Here is a 21,819-nt window from a genome sequence, read left to right as displayed (position 1 = left end):
GGTCACATATCACATATCATCAAGGCTCATGTAGAACAGGCTCATGCGAGGAAGCCGTCGCGCCTCCAGCAGCTTCTTCTGCAGAAACTGCGTCGTCACCTGTTTGATCTGCACGGCCTGCATCTTGCCGCGATACGGGGCAAGCTCACGCGTTGCCTGCTCGCGGAGCGCAGTCAGCTCCTGTTCACTGGCCTCGGTCAGCAGCGCGGCGACCAGCTTCTCCTCCAGCATCGTGAGCGTGCGGTCCAACTCCTCCAATGAAGCTGCAGGCTCAGCGCGCAGCGTAGTGGCGAGTGCGCGCAGTCTCTCTGCAACCTCGGTCGCGACCGTGTCCGCTGGAGGCCGCAACGCAGCAGTCAGCACTGCACCCGCGTTCTCTTCCAGGTAACGCGCCACGCGCTCGGCCTCAAAGCCGCTCCCCTGCTGTGCCGCGCCGCTGCCGGAGGATGCGCCGCGCGGGTTTGCACCAATCGCAGCTTCCATCGCCTGCTCCACCGCCTCCATCACGCTCTGCGCGCACCACGCCAGCCCGTTGACCTTGCGCATTCGGCCTCCACTGCGCTGCGCTCTCGCGTCGTGCTTGTCGAAGGCGTTGTCGATGCCGCGAAGCACAGCCTCCAGCGGAATCCCTGCCTCCCGCCACGTCTCGATCAGGGCCCAGTCCAGCGTGGACAGCATCAGCAGCGACCCGCGCCGTTGCTGGAAGCGCTCCTCGATCTCCGTAAAGTAGTTGAAGTAATTTTGCATTCGTGCAGAAGAAAAAGCCTGTTCCCCAGGCGCCAAATCAAGCAAGCTCGCGCACGCCGCCTGAGAGTACCGTGTGTCTCACGCCGTCCTCGCCATCTACCAGCAGAAAGCCGCGCGCATCGAGCCCCGCCGTGACGCCAGTATATCCACCGCTCTCCTCAACCCGCACACGCTTGCCGCTCACCCAGCTCGATGCCTTCGCAAACCGCTCCAACAACTCTCTGCCATCGTCGCCCCCACAAGCGTGGAGCAGCAGCCGTATCTCGTCATCCAGCCGGCGCAGCACCGCAGCAAGCAGGGCCTCGCGTGAAAACAATCTACCCAATGCAATCCGCAACGACGTGGCAAACGGCGCGATCTCTTCAGGAAACGCAGCGTGATTCATATTGATTCCCACACCGATCACGGCATAGCGCAGCGTGCCATCCGGAGCTACGGCCGTCTCCACCAGAATCCCCCCGCATTTGCGACGATCAATCAGAAGATCATTCGGCCAACGGATGTCCACCGTCAGCCCCGTCACCTCTTCGATTGCAGCACGTGCAGCCAGACCCGTCGCCAGCGACAGCCGCAGGGCATCCGTCATCGGCAGTGGAGGCGCAACCAGCGCGCTCACATAGAGCCCATCTCCCGCAGCCGAGTGCCACCCATGCCCGCCGCGTCCGCGTCCGGCCGTCTGCTCATCGGCGACCCACACGCCGCCGCGTGCTCCTGCCTGCGCGGCCTCGAGTGCCAGCGCATTCGTCGAGCCGACGGAAGCCCAGTGCATCACCCGCCCGGCAAACTCCGTCCCGACGATGCTCGCCTCAACTGCGGCTATATCAAACCCACTCACACTTCAACTCACAAAGAGAAACTCCGCGCCCGTCCGGTGGATGAGCGGTTGCGCCTACAACACATCGGCCGTGATTCGCATGCTCAGGTCCACCGCCGTGGCCGAGTGCGTCAGCGCGCCTACCGAAATAAAGTCCACACCGGCCAGCGCATAGTCTCGCACCGTCTTCAGGTTCATGCTGCCCGAGGCCTCAATTGGCACGCGCGGCAGAGTTGCGCGAATCTGCTTCACTGCCTTCTTCACCTCGGCCGGTGTCATATTGTCGAGCAGAATCGACTCCGCCCCGCCCGCGATTGCCTGTTCCAACTCCTGCTGGCTGCGGACTTCAACCTGCACGACCTGCCCCGTCTTGCGCCCCTTCAGCGCCTTCTCGAGCACCGTAGGCAGCCCGCCTCCCAGCGAGATGTGGTTGTTTTTGATCAGAATCCCGTCCTGCAGATCGAGCCTGTGGTTCACGCCTCCGCCGCAGCTCACCGCGTACTTGTCCAGCATGCGCAGCCCGGGAATCGTCTTGCGTGTATCGAGCACCTGCGTCTTCGTCCCCTTCACGGCCGTCACGAACTCGTTCGTCAGCGTCGCAATGCCGCACATGCGCTGCATTAGGTTCAGAATCACTCGCTCGCACGAAAGAATCGCCGCGGCTTTGTAACGGATCACGGCCAGCGGCTGGCCTGCCTTCACCTTTACGCCGTCGAAGATCTCCGGATGGCTCACCACCTCAAATCGCCCCAGCGGCGCTGAGTTCATCTTCGCGAAGATCTCCAGAAACACCGGGATGCATCCCAGTCCCGAGACCACGCAGCTCTGTTTCGCGAGAATCGTGCCTGACGCGCGCATCTTCGGATCGATCGTCAGCGCCGTCGTCACATCATTCGCTGCCTTGTCCTCTGCGAGCGCCGACTCCAGGATCGCCCGAACCTTCTTGCTCTTCCAGTCCATTCACTCATCCTAAACCTTGAACGCCGCATCTTACTGCCAGCATTGGACAAAGGCGTACCGACTTCAATTCCTCAGGCGAGCGGTCTATAATCGCCGCTCTATAAGGGGGTTCCAACATGATCACCGAAACCAAGCCTCTTATGGACAACAAGCAGCTCGCACACCGGTTCATGGACGAATGCTGGAACCTGGGCAAACTGGATTGTGTACGCGAGCTTATCTCAGAGGACTGCCGTATCCATGATCCTGTATTCCCGTCTCTAACGTCGGGAGCAGCGAACATGATGCGTCACATCGCCCTGTGCCGGAGCGGCTTTCCCGATCTGAACTTCACGATCGACGACACCGTCGCGGAACACAGCGAGGTGGTACTCCACTGGACCGCGCAAGGTACCCACCAGGCCCTGTTTCTCGGGATTCCTCCCACAAACCGCAAGGTAACCGTTTCAGGAACGTCCATCTATCGGATAGAAAACTCACAGATCGTAGAGATATGGGCTGACTGGAACCTGATGACCTTGATGCAACAGCTCGGAGTCTCCACCACGCCCAAGGTCGAAGCCAGGACGAATGCCTGAAGCGCCTCCAGCTCCTTCTGCCTGGAAAGGATGAGGGATGCTCTCAGCATCCCTCAGTTCCCGTTACGCCGAGGGCAGAGCCTCAAGCGCCGCCCTCGCCTTCTCGTGCAGCATCTTCGTCTCGGCCGACTGCTTCCGCAGACCCTCAACGATATGCGCCGGCGCCTTCGCCATAAAGGCCTCGTTACCGAGTTGCTTTTCGGCAGCCGTCAACCCCTTCTCAAGCTTCGCCAACTCCTTCGTCAGCCGTTCGCGCTCTGCTGCAACGTCGATCTGCCGCTCATAGACCACAGCGACGTCGAAGTTCACCGTCGACCGCGTACCTGCGCCGGTCAGCGGCTCGCTGGCAAACTCTACCGATGCCACGCGAGCCATCTTCGCCAGCATGTCCGCATTCGCATCCGCCAGCGCAATCACGCGATTGTCCGCATGCAACTGGATCGGCGCAGCCTCCTTCTCCGGCACGCCCAGCTCCTTCCGCAGCGCGCGTACGGTGACAATCAGCTCCTGCAGCGTCGTCATCGCCGCCACTGAGGCCTCGTCGGCGGCAAAGTCCTCGGCCCGCGGATACCGCGTCAGAGCAATCGACTTCGCCGGAGCCTTGCCCTCATACAGCGCGTGCCAAAGCTCTTCGGTGAGGAAGGGCATGAACGGACTCAGCAGCCGCAGCGCCGCCTCAAACACGGCCACCAGAGAAGCCAGCGACACTGCTGTCGCGGCATTCTTCTCATGACCCTCGCCGAACTCCAGCCTCAGCTTCACGAGCTCCAGGTACCAGTCGCAGAACTCTCCCCAGAAGAACTGGTACACCGCCGCCGCTGCCTCGTCGAAGCGATAGTCCGCAAGCGCCCGGTCAACCTCGGCGCACACGGCGTTCAACCGCCCGAAGATCCACCGCGTCTCCAGCGGAGTCTCATCCGGCAGGGCCGGCGCCGCGCCGCTTGCCAGCATCGACACGTTGTAACCCGCCTCGCGGGCACGGTCCACCTGCATAAACAGGAACCGCGCCGCGTTCCAGATCTTGTTCGCAAAGGCGCGATACCCCTCAGTGCGCCCCTCGCTGAAGGCGATGTCCGTGCCCGGCGAAGCCATGCTCGCCAGCGTGAACCGCACCGCGTCCGTGCCGTACTTCTCGACCACTTCGATCGGGTCGAGCACGTTGCCCTTCGTCTTCGACATCTTCTGGCGCTCGGCATCGCGCACCAGCGCATGAATGTACACCTCGCGGAAGGGCACCGCGTCGGCGAGCGTGCGGGCCGAACCATCCGGCATCGGCACATCCAGCATGAAGTGGCACCCGAGCATGATCATCCTCGCCACCCAGAAGAAGAGGATGTCGAAGCCGGTCACCAGCAACTGTGTCGGATAAAACGCCGCCAGGTCTGCCGTCAACCCCGAATCCGTACCCGGCCAGCCGAACGTGGTGAAGGGAAGCAGTCCGCTCGAGAACCACGTGTCCAGCACGTCGGTCTCCTGTGTCAGATCGGCCGAGTGGCACTTCCTGCACGTCGTTGGAGTCTCCCGGGCGACTGTCACTTCGCCGCACTTCGCGCAGTGCCACGCCGGGATCCTGTGTCCCCACCAGAGCTGCCGCGAGATACACCAGTCGTGGATATTGTTCATCCACTCGAAGTACGTCTTCGCATACATCTCCGGAGTAAACCGGATGTGCCCGTCGCGCACCGCCGCAATCGCCTTATCGGCCAGCGGCTGAATTTTCACAAACCACTGCTGCGAGAGCCGCGGCTCGACGACCACGCCCGACCGCTGGCTCAGCCCGATCGACAGCGCGTGGTCCTTCACGTCCACCAGCAGGCCATGCTCTTTCAGGTCCTCGACGATCTTCTCCCGCGCCGCATACCTTTCCATCCCGTCATATGCCGAGCCCGGCAGCGACACATTCGCGTGTTCGTCCAGAATCGAAAGATTCGGCAGCCCATGCCGCTGCCCGATGACAAAGTCGTTCGGGTCATGTGCCGGAGTCACCTTCACGGCTCCCGTGCCGAACTCCGGCTTTGCCCAGTCGTCCGCCAGAATCGGAATCTCGCGGTCCGGCCCGTTGTTCACCCCGCTCAGCGGCAACCGCACCATCTTGCCCACCACTGCCTTGTAGCGCTCGTCGTCAGGATTGACGGCCACGGCAACGTCGCCCAGCATGGTCTCCGGCCGCGTCGTCGCCACAACGATCGATCCCGTCCCGTCGGCCAGCGGATAGCGCACGTGGTAGATCTTCCCCATGCGCTCTTCGTGCTCCACCTCGAGGTCCGAAACCGCCGTCTGGATCGCGGGGTCCCAGTTGACGATGTACGCCCCGCGATAGATCAGCCCCTGCTCCCACAGGCGAACGAAGCACTCCTTCACGGCGACGCTCAGCCGGTCGTCCATGGTGAAGTACTCGCGGCTCCAGTCCACGCTCGCGCCCAGCCGCTTCATCTGGTCCAGAATCGCGCCGCCGTAGACGTCCTTCCACTCCCAGACGCGCTCCACAAACGCCTCGCGCCCAAGTTGCTGACGATTCTTCCCCTCAGATTTGAGCTGCCGTTCGACCATCATCTGCGTCGCAATGCCCGCGTGGTCGGTTCCCGGAACCCACACGGCCGTCTCACCGCGCATCCTGTGCCACCGCGTCAGGATGTCCATCTCGGTCTGGTTCAGCATGTGGCCCATGTGCAGCCGTCCCGTCACATTCGGGGGCGGCAGCAGCATCGTGAACTTCTGCGGGTCTGTATTCGTACCCTTCGGAGTGGCGACATCAAACAGGTGTTCGCGGACCCAGTATTCGGCCCAGCGCTCTTCAATAACAGACGGATCGTATGCCTTCGGCAGTTCGTGACTCATGTCCCTTAAGCGTAGCATTCAGGCAACGGTCGCCCGGGCAGCCGAAGCCTTGTGCTGCCATCATTTGTGACTATTTCCGAGTCGCAGGACCTCTGTTCCGCCGTAAACTGCTTTCGAGGTTTTTCATGCGCAGACAGCTTCTCTCAGCCGCCCTGCTTGTCCTTCTCACAGCTCTTCCTGCCTTTGCCAGGGGCAGGCATGGCAACAACGACCGCGCCGGCATCGGCACCGATATCACGATCAACGAAGGCGATAACGTCGGCGACATCGCCTGTATTTTCTGCGCCGTCCGCATCCACGGCGATGTCGGGGGCGACGTAGCGGTCCTCTTCGGCTCTGTCAGCGTCGACTCAGGCCACAAGATCGGCGGCGACGTCGCCATCCTGGGCGGCGACCTCAACCTTGGCGCAGGGGCTGAGACCGGCGGCGATGTCGCCATTCTCGCCGGCGACGCCAACCTCGCCAACGGAGCCGCTATTCACGGCTCCCGCACCGTCCTTCCCGGGGCCTTCTGGCTGCTCATCCCCTTCGCACCGCTGCTCATCCTCATCGGCATTATCTGGCTTATCGTCTACCTCATCCGGCGTAACCGCTACCAGTTCCCCGTCTACCCCCAGGGCCGGGGTATCCAGCCGCCCCGCCGGTAACGCAGGGAACCGAAGCCATCGGAACTGCGTATCATCGACAGACCCTTCGCATAGGAGAGACCTTTGCTGACCAGGATGGTGCTCCGAATCGCCGCTCTGCTGCTCCTTGTAGCTCCAGCCGCCGTTCACGCGCAGGCCCCGGGCAACCGCACTTACTTTAATCAGGACATATTCGTCGCACAGGGCCAGCAGATTCACAGCGCCATCTGCCTCTTCTGCTCGGTCCAGGTCGAGGGCGACCTCACCGGCCATGTCATCGTCCTCTTCGGCAGCCTCAACATCACCGGCCGCGTCCAGGGCAGTGCGACCGTCATCGGAGGCAATTCGGTCATCGACTCAGGTGCCCGGCTCGGCGGCAACGCAATCGTCATCGACGGCAATGCCGTCTACGAGACCGACGAATCGATCTCCGGCAGCGCCTACGTGCTTGGTGGCCACCTCTCCACACTCGGAGGTCACGCCAAATCCACGCACCGTGTCTCGTTCAGTCCGGTCTTCCTCTTCAGCCTCGCCGCAGCCGCGCTCCTGCTGTTCTCCGCCATCTACTTGAAGCGCCGCCATCCCAGCCCTGCGTGACTGGTTCACTGAGCTAGAAGTCAGAGAAGACAGAAAGGCCGGGCACACAGCCCGGCCTTATCTTTTCAAAATCAGCTTCTTCCCGGGATGAGTGACGAAATCTAGAACGGGTTGAGTTTATCCAGCCCCTTCTTTTTCTTGTGTTTGCTCGACGACTCATCGCCCTTGTCGTAGGTGGGCTTGGCCGTCTTCTTGGCATTGGCGCCGGGAACCTGTCCGGCAGGCTGCGAGCCCGGAGCGATGTCGTTGACCGCATCCGGTGCGGCCGCGGGCTTCTCAATCGGCGGCGGAGTCGCGGTGTTGTCCGGTCCCACTGCCTTCAGGCCGCCATTGGCGTCGTTGTTCGCCGGGTGAGTCACGATCTCCACGCCCAGCGAGTTCGCCGGGGCTGACGTCGAGCCCGTCGAACCAGGCACGTTCGTCATCGTCGAGGCACCGCTGCCGCTATCGCCCTGACCCGCGGCGGGAACGTCCTGAAGCGCAAGCGGGGCCTTAGCGGCATCAGGATTCGCCGGCTGAGCGGGTGCGCTGGCGTCCGTGGACGAAGCGTCTGCTGCGCTAGCCGCCGGAGAGTCCTTAGCGGCGGCTGCAGCAGCCGCAGGATTCATCGCGGAATTGAAATTCTTCACAAAGTCCCGCGTGATGTCAGGAGCCAGTGTCGCCTTCGGGTCGCTTAGCGTGGGCTCGCCGTCGCGAGCCGCCATGACCGTGTCAGGCCGGCGCAGAACCAGCAGCTTCGCGCGGTCCTGCAGGCTGTATCCCTTACGGCTGTTCTCGAGCGCCGTGCTGGCTGCGGCCTGCTCTGGCGTCGGAACCGGAATCGGCAGGTTCATCGCCGCCAGACGGTCGCGTGCATCCTCCACGTGGGCCGAAGCCGAGTACTCGAGCACCACCTTGCGGTACGCCGCCGCCGCCTGGTCGTCGTAGATCGTCAACAGCCGTGCTCTGGCGTCTTCGGGCAGCCTGGCCGCACGCACAATCCGGGCCTCAGCCTCGTAGGCATCGCCCAGGCCCACCAGCACGTCGCACATGCGGCTGAATTGCGGATAGCTGTCGGCCACCGTCTGGTAGCGCGCGATCGTTGCCGCCCAGTTCTCGTGCGAGGCATAGTAGCCGGCGATCTCGGCCTCGCGCGTCGCCAGCACCTCCTGCACCTCGCGCAGGCGCTGCTTGGCCTGCGGAACCAGCGTGGAGTCAGGGAACTGCTCCAGCATCAGGCGGTACTCTTCTTGCGCGTGAACCGCCTTCGTGTAGTCGCGGTCCGGCTTGTCCATCTGCCGGAAGTAGATGTCGCCCACGCGCATCTGGGCCTCGGCAGCCTCAGGAGCATTGGGGAAAAAGGTGATGAAGTCCTTGTACTCCTGCTCGGCCTGCATCAGAGCGGCCGAACCGCCCTCCTTGTACCAGCTGTCGGCGATCGCCAGCTTCGCCTTCATCTGATACTGAGAGTCAGGGTAGGTATTCAGCATCGTCTGCAGATCAAGCCGCGCCACGTCGAAGTGGCCCTTTTTGGTGGCATCAAGCGCCTTGTCATAGAGTTGCCTGTCGGGAAGACTGGCGTCGGCTGCCTCTTCTGCGCTGGTCTTCTTCTCCTTGCGGATCTGCCGCTTGGTGTCCTTGGACTGGACGACCTTGTTCTCCTTCTTGGAGGACTTGGGCGAGGCTGACAGCGTGACTGCCTGCTGCGGCTGACCGTTGGCGTCCGTCGTCGTTTGCGTGGAACCTGTCACCTGCGCTGCGCCTGGAAGCGAAGCAGCCAGCAGACCCGCTACTGCGAGACCGGCGACAACGCCGGCCCGTACACCTGGGAAAAAAGAACGTTCAATCATCAGCCCTGAACCTCGTGCCCAGGCGCAACGGATGCGCCCGAACGTGCTCTTATTTTAGACGTTCCTGTCAGCTTTGTGCGGCCTCAGCCGCTCGCGCCAGCTTCAATAACTTACGGGCGCTTTGCTCGGTCTTGCCGCGGGTAAAGACCGCCGAACCGGCGACCAGCATCTCCGCTCCCGCTTCGACCACCGACGCAACCGTCTCTGGAGCAACGCCGCCATCGACCTCGATGCGGAATTTCAGCCCCATCTCCTCGCGCAGCTCAGCCAGATGTGCGATCTTACGGAGCGCCAGCGGCAGGAACTTCTGCCCACCGAAGCCAGGATTGACGCTCATTACAAGCACATAGTGGACCATCGGAAGGACCTCAATCAGCGTCTCGACCGGAGTCGCCGGGTTGAGGACCACGCCGGGAAGCACGCCGTGCTCGGAGATGAGCTGGAGCGTACGGTGCAGGTGGCGGCAGGTCTCCTGGTGAACGCTGATGAGATCGGCTCCTGCAGAGGCGAAGGCGGGGATGTACTCGTCAGGGTTCTCGATCATCAGATGGCAGTCCAACGGCAGCTTCGTCACCGGACGCAGCGCCTCAACCATCGGCGGCCCGAAGGTGATGTTGGGGACGAAGTGTCCATCCATGATATCGACGTGGACAATGCTTCCGCCGCCGCGCTCGGCCGCCGCGACCTCGTCGGCCAGATGGGCGAAGTCGGAGGCCAGGATTGAGAATGCCAGTTCTACCAAAGGAAATTCTCCCTGTTGCGAGTCTATCAGCGTTGCACTTGACGGCAGGCAGAGAGGAGGCTATTCGTTCGGCGTGGGTACGCTCTCTTCGGGCGCCTGCGACCTTCTCCGCTTGCGGCCTGCGTCCGCGACGACGCGCTCGACCTCGGGCCTGCCTTCGTGCAGGATGCGCGTCTTCACCGCTTTGGCTGCCTCGCGCTGCACGTCTGGAAGCGGCTTCGGATCGCCGAGTACATGCCGCGCCGCGCTGCGCAGGATGCGGCGAACCGGCCAGCTTCCGTCCGGATTGGGCAGGAAGGCCTCGCCGGCGCGCTGCTTCTCGGGCCGGTAGTACCAACGGCGAAGGAGCGAGAGATGGTCGCTCAGAAGCGCGAGGTCGCGGCTCGGAGCTACCCGAGCCTCAAGGTTTTCAAGCGCGGCTCTGGCGCGGTCTTCGGGTGAAATAGCAGGATCCGTGGCTTCGCCTTCGAGCGGTACAGCCTGCAGCATCAGCGGCTGCGCGAAGAGCGAGCTGCCCACGCTGGTCTGCTCCTTGACGGCGCGGACGCCGAGCGTAGAGAGCAGCTCCGGGCCGACGATGCAGCCGCCTTCGAAAAGGAAGAGCGCGGCTTTGTCTGCGTTGTCTTCGGTCTCGGCGGACCTCTGGACGATGACTCCGCGAAGCTGAGGGATCGGGCGAACGATCTCGTCGGCGAGCGAGGCTGCAGCTTTGACCTTCTGGTGCTGCTCGTGGAGCGCGGCGGCGCGTTCGAACTCCATCTCCTCGGAGGCACGTTCGCGGTCGGCGGCGATGGTGGAGAGCATGCTCTCGCCGCGTGTGTCGAAGAAGGCTTTGACTCCTGCGGCTTCGGCTGCGTATTGCTCTGTTGTGCACGCCTGCTTGCAGGGCTCGATGCATTTCTTCATCTCGCCATAGACGCAGCCCGGATGCTCGGGATAGGGCTGCAGATCTTCGTGGCAGCGTCGCAGCTTGAAGAGATCGAGAACGGCGTCACAGTAGCGCTCGGCGGCGGCGCGGGACGGGAACGGGCCGTACATCTCGGCGAGGCCGCGTTTGGAGAGGCGGTTGGTCGCGTAGACGCGGGGGAATTCGTTTTCCATCGTCATACGGAGAAAGGTTGGCGTGTGCAGCTTGAGTCTTCGGCGCGCTTCGGTGTAACCGAAGATCGTCGCGGCTGCATGGTAGAGCGTGAGCGCGGACTCGAACTCGGAGCCCGTGATCGTGTATTCGATGCGGGCCACTTTGTCGCGCAAGTTGAGGCGTTTGGATTGCGACTCAGGCGGCGCGAGAAGGCGCTTCATGCGGCGGCGAAGGTCAGCGGCTCGCGTCAGGTATGGCTCGGAGCTAGCTTGCTCGCCGTAGAGGGCGAAGACTCCGGGGAGCGCTGGGATGGCGCGCAAAATCTCATCGGCCTGCTCGGGCGAGAAGCCGATGATTTTTTCGAAGTGGAAGTACGCCGCCACGCCTTGAATTATTTACTGAAAGACAGCCATCTGACTATTGGTTCAGTCCATTCTTCTGCTGAAAAACGAGATGCAGAAGGGTGCATTATTGGCATCGCAAGTCCCTTATGGCCCGACTTTGACCAATACCAGTAACAGAAGTGATCAACCTCATGGTAAGAGCGCACGTCATTTGATACACGTAAGCCTGTTTCTTGTTGAGGCTGTCGCGCAAGTGGCGGAGTTTTACTAGGAAGATTCGACCAAAGCTTCTTTCCGAGGACCAAAATTCGATTGGGATTAAGTTGATCCAGGATCTCTTGAAAACCTTGAGCGTTGGTCAGATCCCCCCACTGTTCTTCGCTAGGACGGCAACGTGCAGCTGGTCCGGCAAAACTTTGCAGGTAGTTATAGAAAGCCACTCTGGTCCAAAATTCGCTCTTTTCAATGTTGAACAATTTAGGAACGCGGTAAGAGAGTGGTGAAGGGTGCGCATTATCCTTCCACCATTGGACGACGCCTCGCGTCATGTTTTCATGCATGGTCTTTCGAGCATTGTCATTCTCGTTTCTGCAGGCGGCATCTTCGTCGCATCGATGGTAATGCGATTCCCCAAGGACAAGAATTCTTTGACCGCGTATCCCCTCCTGAAATGCGTCACCGATCCACGGTTGAAAAGCCACATTTGTGCGAACGTCTTCCATTCAAACTCCTTGTTTTATGAGCCTGCGATGGTCATGCCTTCGACTCTAATGGTTGGTGCGGCTGCGGAGCTTCGGAAGACGAGGTCGTTGCCGATGGCGACGATGTTGCGGTACATGTCCTTGAGGTTGCCGGCGATGGTGATCTCTTCGACCGGGTAGGCGAGCTCGCCGTTTTCGATCCAGAGGCCGGCGGCGCCTTGCGAGTAGTCGCCGGTGACGAGGTTTACGCCGAAGCCCATGGTTTCGGTGACGTAGAGGCCGTTTTTGATTCCGCCGATGATCTGTTCGGGTGTCTTGGTTCCGGGCTCGAGGTAGAAGTTGTGGGAGCCGATGCCGGGGTTTCCGGCGAGGCCGCGTGAGGCGTTGCCGGTGGAGCGCATGTTGAGCTTGCGCGCGGTGTAGGTGTTGTTGACGTAGGTCTTGAGGACGCCCTTTTCGACGAGTACGTTGCGGCGCGTGGGGAGGCCTTCGCCGTCGAAGGGCGAGGTTCCGAAGCCGCCTATTCCGTCGAGCATCATGGTGCCGTCGTCGATGACGGTGATGTTTTCTCCGGCGACCTGCTTGCCGAGCATGTCGGCGAAGAAGGTGGCGTGGCGGTAGATGGCGTCGCCGTTGGCGGCCTCGAAGATGTTGCCGATGATCGAGCGGGCGATCTCGGGGGAGAAGACTACGGGTGCCTTCTGGGTTGGGACACGGCGGGCTCCGAGGCGGCGGAGGGTGCGTCTTGCTGCCTCCTGGCCGATCTCTTCGGGCGATTCGAGTTTCGCGGCGGTGCGGGAGCTTGAGTACCAGTAGTTGCGCTGCATGCCGCCGTTTGCGTCGATGGCGATGGGTGCGACGGAGAAGCCGCAGTAGCTGCGGCGATACTCGCCGGTGAAGCCTCGGGAGTTGGTGAGGATCTTGTGGGAGGTTCCGGTGTCGAAGTCAGCTCCGCCGGAATTCTGGATGCGCGTGTCGAAGGCCATTGCGGCGGCTTCGGCGCGGCGGGCGATCTCGATGCGCTCGGCTGGCGGGAGCTGGTTGACGTCGTCGAAGTAGAGCTTGAGGTCGCCTTCGAGCTGGCCGAACTCGCTCGCTTCCGGGAGGCCGGCGAAGGGGTCAACGCTCGTGATCTTCGCGAGCGTGAGGGCTCCGTCTACGAGACGGTCGATGCTCTCGGGGGAGAGGTCGGAGCTGGAGGTGCTGGCGGTGCGCTGGCCGAGGAAGACGCGCAGGCCGACGGCTCGGGAGCCGGACTCCTTGAGGGTCTCAACCTGGCCGAGGCGGACGCGGGCGGAGAACTCGTCGCCCTCGGCGACGACGGCCTCGGCGTCGGTGGCTCCGGCGCGGAGGGCGCGGGCGAGGACGTCGGAGGCTAGCTGGCGTAGGTTGGTCTTGGTCTCAGTCGGCATGGTCTTTCCTAGAGTATCCCCCTCCTCCTGTTTTTGCGTAAGGTATTCATTTCATTTGCTTTAGCGTCGGACTTGCCGTGCAAAGTATTCCATCTAAAGGCTTTAATAGTCAAAGTATTCAAAACAAATGGGTTGCGGTTATGTGAGAAAGCCCCGGAGGTGTCCGGGGCTTTCTGATTTGGCTGCTGTTTCTATTTTAGCGGATTGAGGGGAACTACTCTGCCACTTGTAAGTTGTTTGCTTTTATTGGGTTGAGTGGTTTTGGGGCTTGACAAGATTTCTGTGGAAGGGGGAAAAGGTGCGGGGGATCGTATCTCACCACCAACAAGCGTATCTTTAGTGCCGATCCTTGGGGCCACGCAAGTCCGAACTTCTGGGAGGCCAACCTTGGCAAAGATTGCTGCATTTCTCTACGGAATCCTGGCTTATCTCCTCTTCTTCGTCACGTTTCTTTATGCGATCGGGTTTGTCGGGAATTATGTAGTCCCGAAGTCGATCGACTCGGGCGGTGGAGAGTTCACGTTTGCAGCGCTGGTGATCGATGCGCTTCTGCTGAGCCTGTTTGCGGTGCAGCACAGCGTGATGGCCCGACCGTGGTTCAAGCGGGCGTGGACGAAGATTGTTCCGACAGTGATCGAGCGGAGCACGTATGTCGTCTTCGCGAGCCTGTGCCTGGATCTGCTTTATTGGCAGTGGCGGCCCATGACGGGAGTGGTGTGGAGTGTCGAGAACGCGGCGGGACGCGGGGTGCTGGTGGTTCTCTACTTCATCGGTTGGCTGATTGTGCTTGGGAGCACGCTGATGGTGAGCCATGCGGACCTGTTCGGCCTGCGGCAGGTTGGGCTGTATCTGCGTGGTCAGCCCTATGAGCCGATCGGGTTCAAGACGCCGATGCTCTATAAGAAAGTTCGTCACCCGATCTACCTGGGATTTCTGATTGCGTTCTGTGCGACGCCGAAGATGACCGTGGGGCATCTGGTGTTTGCCCTTGCGACGACAGGGTACATCCTGGTGGCGATCCAGTTTGAGGAGCATGACCTGATCTGGGCGTTCGGGGATGCGTATAGGCAGTACAGGCAGCGCACGCCGATGCTGCTTCCGTTTTTGAAGCGGGCGAAGTGAGGATTCGGTGGCGGTTCGGAGATCGTGAATAGATTTGTCGCTTCGTCCTTCGGACTTCGCTCGGGCCTTCGGCAGAGTGGAAGCCGCTTCGCGGTCTTTATTACGGCACCTTCGACTAGGTGTGCGGGGCATCGGGATGTGGTGGTAGCTCCGGATCGCGCTTCTGCGCGATTGTTCCACCTTAGCGCGATGAAGCGGCGCGAAGATGGGGCACCCGGATTCGCTCGGAATGACAACCAAAATGATGCTTCGGAATGACAACAAAACGGTGAGAGATTTTGTGGCTGGAGGTGTGGTTCTTTCCCACCCATGCCGCGGTGAGGCTGCGGCATGAATGGGGCACCCGAGATTTAGTGGCTCTCTAGGCGAACAGCAGATTCCTCGGCTTCGCTCGGAATGACAACAAGAAAATCAAAGACGAAATTGATCGTCGCTGCGGCGTGGTTCGGTCACTTAATTCCAAGCAGTCTCATCACCGCGCCAGCTGTTGCCTTGGCTGCTGCGCTCTGAGGCCTGCCATCTTCCGGGGGAAGGAAGATAGAAGTAAGAAACTTTACTCCGAGCGGGAGCCTGGCGGGGGCGCCTGATTCCGCAGGGGGAAAGAAGTTCGCTAATGCCTCGCGCGGCTTGTCCCGAACGAGATCGATCATCGCAACCCGGTGTACACATGAAATCGTGCAATAGGGGGCGCAGGGCTTCTGGGTGGAATACTCTCGCTCAAGATCCTTATGCGTGTACTGCTCGAGTGGGATGGCGGGGTACCCTCGTTGCTGCGAACAGTAGTGGACAAGCCCATCTTCGCAGATATACAGATATCGGCTTCCCGCACGGCAGTGCCAGTCGTTTGGCTTCCCCAGCGCCATATTCCTGTTGAAGAGGTTGTCGTAGGCAAATGCCCAGAAGGCCGGCTTCCGCTCACTTTGTATCTGGTCGTAAACAGTCTTTTCCTCGTCCCGCAAAAACCGGAGTTGTCCGCTGTGGTCATGGACGATGCCGACGGTCGTTTCAAATCCCAGTTCCAGGGCCCGGCGTGTGATCGTAAGCGCATCTGCGGGACTTTGAACGCCAGCTCCAAGGACGGAGTTGATATTGACATCAAATTCCGCATACTCGGCCAGCCATTGCAGTTTTTTGTCGAGGACCTTCAGGCTTTTGTTCGAGACGTCATCGGGCTGCACGTTGTCGATGCTGATCTGCAAGTGTTCAAGGCCGGCGCGGTTCAGCCGCTGAATTCGTTCCGGAGTCAGCAAATAGCCATTGGTAATGAGCGTAGCGATGATGCCGTGTGCGCGGATACGGCGAATCATGTCGTCCAGTTCGGGATGCAGCAACGGTTCACCGCCGCTGAAGGTAATAATCCCTGTGCCGAGGGCCGCCAGAAGATCGATGCGGCGAAGCATCTCCGCAGCCGGTACGGGATTGGAAACCTTGTCGTATTCGTTGCAGTATGCGCAGGAGAGATTGCAGCGCCGGATGGGAATAACGTGGGCGAGGATCGGATGGTGGGGCGATTTAATGGCCCGGGCCAGCATCCGCGTCTGGCGAATGCGGCGCTCGAAAGATCGCAGGTTTCTGACAGCCGGGGTCAGTCTCATTTGGACCACCCACGCCTCAATGGGCGAACAACAATCTTATCAGGAGAATTGGATCGAGTTGACGGACAACGTAGCGCGGGATTTACATGAGTTGGCACTATTGGCCGCCTTGTTGCTTTCGACCATGAGTGACTCTATCGGGCCCCGCCGAGAGGAGGCAAACCGTGAAGGTTCTCGTCGTCTATTACTCGATGTATGGCCATGTCCACGCACTCGCGAATGCCGTTGTTGCCGGAGCGCAGCAGGTGGCAGGTGTTGACGTTGTCTTTCGCCGTATTCGGGAGTTTCCGGAAAACGTGGAACACATGAAGAAAGAAGGCGGCTATGCCTACCAGGTGTATCAGGGGCAGCAGTCGATTCCGGAGTGCACGTTGGATGACCTGCGAGCTGCGGATGGAATGGTCTTCGGGAGCCCGACTCGCTATGGAAATATGACGGCCCAGGCGAAGGCGTTGATCGATAGCACGGCATCGCTGTGGCTTGGCGGCGACATGGAAGGTAAGCCGGTGGGGTTCTTCACCTCGACCGCATCGACGCATGGAGGGCAGGAGACGACTCTGGTGTCGATGATGTTTCCGTTACTGCATCTGGGCATGTTGATTGTCGGGGTTCCGTACTCGTTGCCCGGCATGATTCATACGGAGGCTCGAGGGGGGACTCCATATGGGGCGTCAACCATCGCCGGCCCGCGCGGCGAGTTGCAGCCGACGGCGGAAGATCTGGCGATCGCTACGTCGCTCGGCAAGCGTGTTGCTGAGGTGACGTTGGCGGTTCGGGCGAAGAAGTGAGCGGGGCCCGGATTGTTAGTGCGGTGTTGGAGATCACGAATAGATCAGTCGCTTTGTCCTTCGGACTTCGCTCCGGCCTTCGGCAGAGTGGTAGCCGCTTCGCAGCGGCCTTAGACGCGGGGCTGAAGCCCCGCTTTACCTAGAAGCGGATCGCGCTTCGCGCGATTGTTCCCACTCATGCGATGAGGCCGCATGAATGGGGTACCCGGCTTTGGCAGTCAGTTTTTCTTGAGAAGCTCTGCTGCGCTTTGACCGCGTGTGGGGACTACGTTTGAGCCTTGAATGAGGAGCCATTTGCCGTCGGTGAGCTTCCAGACCATAGCGAAGCGCACGAGGACAGGAGGCTGGCCGCCTGCGGAGAAGCTGGCGTCGAAGAAGAGCGATGCGAAGGGTCCCTGCTGAACGATGGAGGTGTCTTCCATCTCGCCGATGTGGGCGGGGCCTCCCCAGAGGCGCTGGTCGTTGGCGAGGAGGGTGGTGACGGCTTCGGTCCCGCGGAAGATTTCGGCTGCGTCGCTGGCGTAGACGGTGATGGCGGGATCGAGCATGGGGAGGACGGTGTCGCGGTCGCCGCGTGCGTAGGCGTCGAGGAAGAGCCTGGTCTGTAGCTTGACGTCTGGTGTTGCGGCGGTGGCGAATGAAGCGCTAGTCAGGATTGCGCACAGGACGGTGGCGGATGTAGTGAGGAATCGCATGGATTTGTGCCTCTTGGTCTTGTTGTGAATACGGTCTGGAGGGGGATTGGTTCCGTAGTTGGTGCCAGGTAGTGTTCTGGGCAACGCGGGCCGCTGCGCCCTTCGGACTTCGCTCCGGCCTTCGGCAGAGCGGAAGCCACTTCGCTGCTGGTTCTTTGCGGCACGGCTAAAGCCGTGCCCTTAAGCGAGGCGGATCGCGCTTTGCGCGATTAGTCCCATTCATGCAGGAGGCAGGAATAGCGTGATCGAGATCATTACTGCGTTGTTGGAGGATTCTCATCGCGATCAGTCCGCAATGGATTGACGAACCAGCCTCGCTGGTCGATGTCTTTCATCATGGCAGCAGCTGGGTCGATGGGGATGATTGTGTCCACGGCCATCGATTTACAAGCATGTAAGACCCGATCAGGCTCAAATCTTCAAGCATGTCGAACGTTCGCCCATGATATTGAAAGGTCAGCACAGTGAAACTGCGGTTCCTCCCAGTGCCGCGAAAGGCTCGGCGAAGTTCTCTAATCTCCGCAGAGAGAAACCGAAAACGGTGCCATCGCCCGAAAGTTCGTCTTCGCGCGAAATGCAGTTCCTTAGCATCGCAACTCAGAACTTCGCCTTAAGCGAAGAAGAGCCATGTGGCTCCAAAAAGAAATGGAATGAGGCACATCAGCAAGGCAAAACATCCAATGACCGGGTCACGAGAGGTGTAGAACTCCACGAGAATTTTCCTGACGACCGGGAGCAAGCAATAACACAGATAAGCGATCGCCAGATAAGTGATCGTGCGGGGTCGGAAAGACGCGCGATGCTCTACAGAGACGCGACCCTCTTCCACTCGAACCCTGTAACCGCGCTCTTTCATTTCGTGTATCTAGCTGGTTCCGCCGACGGTCATCTTGTCGAGTTTGATGGTGGGCATGCCTACGCCTACGGGGACAGACTGGCCGGATTTGCCGCAGGTGCCTATGCCTTCGTCGAGGGCGAGGTCGTTGCCGACCATGGAGACGTACTTGAGGGCTTCGGGGCCGTTGCCTATGAGGGTGGCTCCTTTGACGGGGCGGGTGACCTTGCCGTCTTCGATGAGGTAGGCCTCGGAGGCGGAGAAGACGAACTTGCCGTTGGTGATGTCGACCTGGCCTCCGCCGAAGTTGACGGCGTAGAGGCCGCGCTTGACGGAGCGGATGATGTCCTCGGGCATGTCTTCGCCGTTGAGCATGTAGGTGTTGGTCATGCGGGGCATGGGGATGTGGTGGTAACTCTCGCGGCGGCCGGAGCCGGTGTTGGGGGTTCCCATGAGGCGCGAGGAGAGCTTGTCCGAGAGGTAGCCCTTGAGGATACCGTTTTCGATGAGGACGGTCTCCTGCGTGGGGTTGCCCTCGTCGTCGACGTTGATGGAGCCTCGGCGGTTGGGCAGACGGCCGTTGTCGACTACGGTGACTTTGCTGGAGGCTACCTGCTGGCCGATGAGGCCGGCGAAGGCGGAGGTTTTCTTGCGGTTGAAGTCGGCTTCGAGGCCGTGGCCTACGGCTTCGTGGAGCAGGACGCCGGGCCAGCCGGGGCCGAGGACGACTTCCATCTCGCCGGCGGGGGCGGCTACTGCACCCAATTGGAGGATGGCGGTGCGTGCGGCCTCGCGGGCGAAGTGCTCTGGGCTCTTGTCGGCCTCACCCGGGCCGCCGGCGCTGAAGAAGTCCATGGTGATGCGGCCGCCTCCGCCGCTGGTTCCGCGGGCGGTGTTGGTGGCGTCCTTGGCAATGACGAAGACGTTGAGGCGCGATAGGGGCTGGGTGTCGGAGGCGAAGGTTCCGTCGGAGGCGGCGACGAGGATGCGGCGGAGTTCGTCGGAGAAGCTGGCGCGGACCTGGGTGATGCGCGGGTCGTAGGCGCGTGCGGCGGCGTCGGCGCGCTGCAGGAGGTCGAGCTTCTGGGCGGTCTGGATCGCAATTTGGGCGTCGGCGGTGTCTCCGATGATGGGGTAGAGGGACTCGGCCTCGGTGTGGCGGAAGCCGGTCATGAGCTCCTTGGCGGGGCCGCTGGCGATGAGGGCTGCCGTTCGCGCTGCGCGTAGCAACGCGTCGGAGGAGAGGTCGTCCGTGTAGGCGTAGCCGGTGCGCTCGCCGGAGAGGACCCGGACGCCGCAGCCGAGGCTGATGCCCTGGGAGGCTGATTTGACGAGGGACTCGTCGATGCCGAGCGAGGTGGAGGTGACGGACTCGAAGTAGAGGTCGGCGTAGTCGCCCCCGGCGGAGAGGGCTTCGGCGAGGCAACGCTCGATGAGGCGCTCGGAGATGCCTAGCTTGGTGGTGAAGTAGTGCTTGTGGTCAGGGGCGGGGGTGGTCATCTTGATTTGATGATAGGGGTGGGGTGAGGATGCGGCAAATGGGAGCGAGTCAGCGAGTCAGCGGTTTCTACTCATTAGCGAGTTCGATGTTTTCGGCGTGCTTAACGATTCCGGCTGATTGAAGCTGCTCGAAGAATTGAGAACCGAGTGCACTCCCGCAGGCGATGCCTTGAAAATTGTCGTAGATGCCCAATTCAAGCCGACCTTCTCTTTCAATCTGGATATGGAGAATCGCTTTGGGTATTGTTCCCCCGATAGCTGAATTGATCGCTTTTGAATGGCCAGCTTCTAAAGGGAGAACGACAAAGTTCTGCTTGGGCCAGATCGTATTCCTCCTTAGGGCGGGAGTTTCTTCTTCCGAAGCCCCTGTCAGATGTGTGAGTCTCAATGAACTGAGATTCCCTTCAAATGAGATATGAGCGGCTCCCGCAAGCTCTTTCATCGCTGCATTGAGGAATCGGCGTTTGTCCAGGATTCTCCATGATCGTAGCTTGTGCATGATATTGCCCTTGTATCACGGCAGGGAGTAAACGCCCATTTTCTTTGATCGTTCCCCAACTACTCAATCTGATACCTTGACTGGGAGAAAAATCAGCCCTGATTGAGAGGTTGCAATGCAAGTGACCGCAACGGATCTGATCGAGCGCCTGGCGCAACACAAGACACTTGGCTCAGCACCTCGTGAGGAACTGGCCTGGCTGGTGGAACATGGGTCCCTTCGAACGCTTGGAGTCGGCGAGATGCTGTCTCAAAAGGGGCATCCGGTAGAGGGGCTTTACGTCATTCTGTCGGGGCGTCTGGCGCTCTTCGTCGACCGTGGGGCCGGGCCGAGCAAGCTGGTTGAGTGGGGGGCGGGCGACGTAACCGGGATGCTGCCGTACTCACGGCTGGTGAGTCCTCCAGGAGATTCAATTGCACAGGAGCCTTTGGAGATCCTGGCCCTGCATCGGGACCATCTTCGAGAGATGATCCAGGAGTGTTTTGAGATCACGTCGATCCTGGTGCATCGGATGATCGACCGCGCGCGACTGTTTACTTCGAGCGAGCTGGATAACGAGAAGCTGATCTCGCTTGGTAAGCTTTCTGCGGGCCTGGCTCATGAGCTGAATAATCCTGCGTCAGCGATTGAGCGCAGTGTTTGCCTGCTTACGGATCGGCTGGAAGAGTCAGAAAACGCGACGCGCGCGTTGGAAGCGGCCGGGTTATCGGAAACTCAGTTGGCCGCGGTGGATGCGATCCGAGAATCCTGCCTTGCGAAGAAGACCGTGAAGACGCGATCTGCTCTGGAGCAAGCCGACCGCGAAGATGCTATTTACGGTTGGCTTGCCGATCGTGGTTTAGATACCTCCAACGCCCAGATACTTGCCGACACCGAGGTTACGTTCGAGGCGCTGAACTCGATTGTGGAGATTGTGCCGGGACCAACAGCCAACGCCGTGCTTCGCTGGGCGGCTGCCGGATGTGCAGTACGGAGTCTCGCGTCAGAGATTCAGAGTTGTTCATCGCGTATCTCTGGTCTTGTCATGGCAGTGAAGGGATTCACGCACATGGACCAGGCGATGGTGGCCGAGCGTGTGGATCTGGGGTTAGGACTGAGCGACACCGTGACAGTGTTGAACTCGAAGGCGAGGGAGAAGTCGGTGGCCGTGGCCATTGATTTGCAGGCCGGTCTGCCGCGGGTATTCGGTTTTGCGGCCGAACTAAACCAGATATGGGGAAACCTGATCGATAATGCTCTGGATGCCGCGCCGGAAGGTGGCCGCGTGGAGGTGAGCGCGTGCTGTGAGGGTCAACATATAGTGGTGCGCATCATCGATAATGGGCCGGGCATTCCATCAGAGATCCGCTCACGCGTCTTCGATCCCTTTTTTACGACGAAACCGATGGGGCAGGGCACGGGTCTAGGGCTGGACATTGCTCGGCGTCTAGTGGGTCATAACGATGGCCTGATTGAATTTGATTCGCAGCCGGGGCGAACAGAGTTTCGTGTATCGCTGCCTGTTGCCGGTGATTGA

The 21,819-nt window shown here is 60.7% G+C and carries 19 protein-coding genes; 6 read left to right on the top strand and 13 right to left on the bottom strand.

The features are described 5' to 3' along the window. Positions 1-9: 9 nt before the first annotated feature. The 3 genes from OHL16_RS13530 to nadC are packed head-to-tail and all read right to left on the bottom strand — an operon-like array spanning position 10 to position 2,521. Positions 10-747 (bottom strand): hypothetical protein, encoded by a 738-nt coding sequence (locus tag OHL16_RS13530; protein WP_263367699.1) that lies wholly within the window; start codon positions 745-747, stop codon positions 10-12. A 37-nt stretch (positions 748-784) separates the two neighbouring features. Beyond that, positions 785-1,582 carry a biotin--[acetyl-CoA-carboxylase] ligase gene (locus tag OHL16_RS13525; RefSeq protein ID WP_263367698.1) on the bottom strand — a complete coding sequence of 266 codons (798 nt, stop codon included), beginning with the start codon at positions 1,580-1,582 and terminating at the stop codon, positions 785-787. Between the two features lie 54 nt (positions 1,583-1,636). Next, the gene (nadC, locus tag OHL16_RS13520; protein WP_263367697.1) at positions 1,637-2,521 is read right to left on the bottom strand and encodes a carboxylating nicotinate-nucleotide diphosphorylase; all 885 of its coding nucleotides are present in this window, start codon (positions 2,519-2,521) and stop codon (positions 1,637-1,639) included. A gap of 116 nt (positions 2,522-2,637) precedes the next feature. Between nadC and OHL16_RS13515 the strand changes: the two genes are divergently transcribed. Further along, the gene (locus OHL16_RS13515) at positions 2,638-3,099 is read left to right on the top strand and encodes an ester cyclase (RefSeq protein WP_263367696.1); all 462 of its coding nucleotides are present in this window, start codon (positions 2,638-2,640) and stop codon (positions 3,097-3,099) included. Between the two features lie 63 nt (positions 3,100-3,162). Here the strand turns inward: OHL16_RS13515 and OHL16_RS13510 are convergent, their stop codons facing one another. After that, a complete protein-coding gene (locus OHL16_RS13510; protein ID WP_263367694.1) occupies positions 3,163-5,937 on the bottom strand; it encodes a valine--tRNA ligase in 2,775 nt (924 codons plus the stop codon). 125 nt (positions 5,938-6,062) lie between these two features. Between OHL16_RS13510 and OHL16_RS13505 the strand changes: the two genes are divergently transcribed. Beyond that, on the top strand, positions 6,063-6,584 hold the full coding sequence (locus OHL16_RS13505; protein ID WP_263367693.1) for a hypothetical protein: 522 nt from the start codon (positions 6,063-6,065) through the stop codon (positions 6,582-6,584). 63 nt (positions 6,585-6,647) lie between these two features. After that, entirely contained in the window at positions 6,648-7,160 is a 513-nt protein-coding gene (locus OHL16_RS13500) for a hypothetical protein (RefSeq protein WP_263367692.1), read from the top strand. A gap of 101 nt (positions 7,161-7,261) precedes the next feature. Here OHL16_RS13500 and OHL16_RS13495 read toward each other — a convergent pair whose 3' ends face one another. The 5 genes from OHL16_RS13495 to OHL16_RS13475 form a co-directional block, all read right to left on the bottom strand. Beyond that, complete coding sequence (locus OHL16_RS13495) at positions 7,262-8,989, bottom strand: outer membrane protein assembly factor BamD (protein ID WP_263367691.1); 1,728 nt, start codon at positions 8,987-8,989, stop codon at positions 7,262-7,264. 67 nt (positions 8,990-9,056) lie between these two features. Beyond that, positions 9,057-9,731, bottom strand: a complete 675-nt coding sequence (gene rpe / locus OHL16_RS13490) for a ribulose-phosphate 3-epimerase (RefSeq protein ID WP_263367690.1) — start codon at positions 9,729-9,731, stop codon at positions 9,057-9,059. Between the two features lie 60 nt (positions 9,732-9,791). Beyond that, entirely contained in the window at positions 9,792-11,195 is a 1,404-nt protein-coding gene (locus OHL16_RS13485; RefSeq protein WP_263367689.1) for an excinuclease ABC subunit UvrC, read from the bottom strand. Positions 11,196-11,203: 8 nt separating this feature from the next. Further along, entirely contained in the window at positions 11,204-11,878 is a 675-nt protein-coding gene (locus OHL16_RS13480) for a hypothetical protein (protein ID WP_263367688.1), read from the bottom strand. Positions 11,879-11,892: 14 nt separating this feature from the next. Then, positions 11,893-13,269, bottom strand: a complete 1,377-nt coding sequence (locus OHL16_RS13475; protein ID WP_263367687.1) for a TldD/PmbA family protein — start codon at positions 13,267-13,269, stop codon at positions 11,893-11,895. 387 nt (positions 13,270-13,656) lie between these two features. Here OHL16_RS13475 and mddA point away from each other — a divergent pair, with 387 nt between their 5' ends. Further along, entirely contained in the window at positions 13,657-14,391 is a 735-nt protein-coding gene (gene mddA, locus OHL16_RS13470; protein ID WP_263367686.1) for a methanethiol S-methyltransferase, read from the top strand. Positions 14,392-14,840: 449 nt separating this feature from the next. Here the strand turns inward: mddA and OHL16_RS13465 are convergent, their stop codons facing one another. Continuing rightward, positions 14,841-15,986, bottom strand: coding sequence for a radical SAM protein (locus tag OHL16_RS13465; RefSeq protein ID WP_263367685.1), 1,146 nt, complete (start codon positions 15,984-15,986; stop codon positions 14,841-14,843). A gap of 164 nt (positions 15,987-16,150) precedes the next feature. Here OHL16_RS13465 and wrbA point away from each other — a divergent pair, with 164 nt between their 5' ends. Continuing rightward, positions 16,151-16,774, top strand: a complete 624-nt coding sequence (wrbA, locus tag OHL16_RS13460) for an NAD(P)H:quinone oxidoreductase (protein ID WP_263367684.1) — start codon at positions 16,151-16,153, stop codon at positions 16,772-16,774. A 218-nt stretch (positions 16,775-16,992) separates the two neighbouring features. On the opposite strand, the gene OHL16_RS13455 is transcribed toward wrbA, so the two are convergent. The 3 genes from OHL16_RS13455 to OHL16_RS13445 all read right to left on the bottom strand — a co-directional run bounded on the left by OHL16_RS13455 (position 16,993) and on the right by OHL16_RS13445 (position 20,303). Beyond that, positions 16,993-17,469 (bottom strand): nuclear transport factor 2 family protein, encoded by a 477-nt coding sequence (locus tag OHL16_RS13455; RefSeq protein ID WP_263367682.1) that lies wholly within the window; start codon positions 17,467-17,469, stop codon positions 16,993-16,995. Positions 17,470-18,334: 865 nt separating this feature from the next. After that, a complete protein-coding gene (gene tldD / locus OHL16_RS13450) occupies positions 18,335-19,804 on the bottom strand; it encodes a metalloprotease TldD (RefSeq protein WP_263367681.1) in 1,470 nt (489 codons plus the stop codon). Between the two features lie 67 nt (positions 19,805-19,871). Further along, complete coding sequence (locus OHL16_RS13445; protein ID WP_263367680.1) at positions 19,872-20,303, bottom strand: hypothetical protein; 432 nt, start codon at positions 20,301-20,303, stop codon at positions 19,872-19,874. A 115-nt stretch (positions 20,304-20,418) separates the two neighbouring features. On the opposite strand from OHL16_RS13445, the gene OHL16_RS13440 reads away from it, so the two are divergent. Further along, complete coding sequence (locus tag OHL16_RS13440) at positions 20,419-21,819, top strand: sensor histidine kinase (protein ID WP_263367679.1); 1,401 nt, start codon at positions 20,419-20,421, stop codon at positions 21,817-21,819.

Origin of the sequence: Edaphobacter bradus (assembly GCF_025685645.1) — a bacterium.
GTDB lineage: Bacteria > Acidobacteriota > Terriglobia > Terriglobales > Acidobacteriaceae > Edaphobacter > Edaphobacter bradus.
The sequence above is the reverse complement of the archived record's forward strand: the minus strand, read 5'-3'. Positions and strand labels throughout refer to the sequence as shown.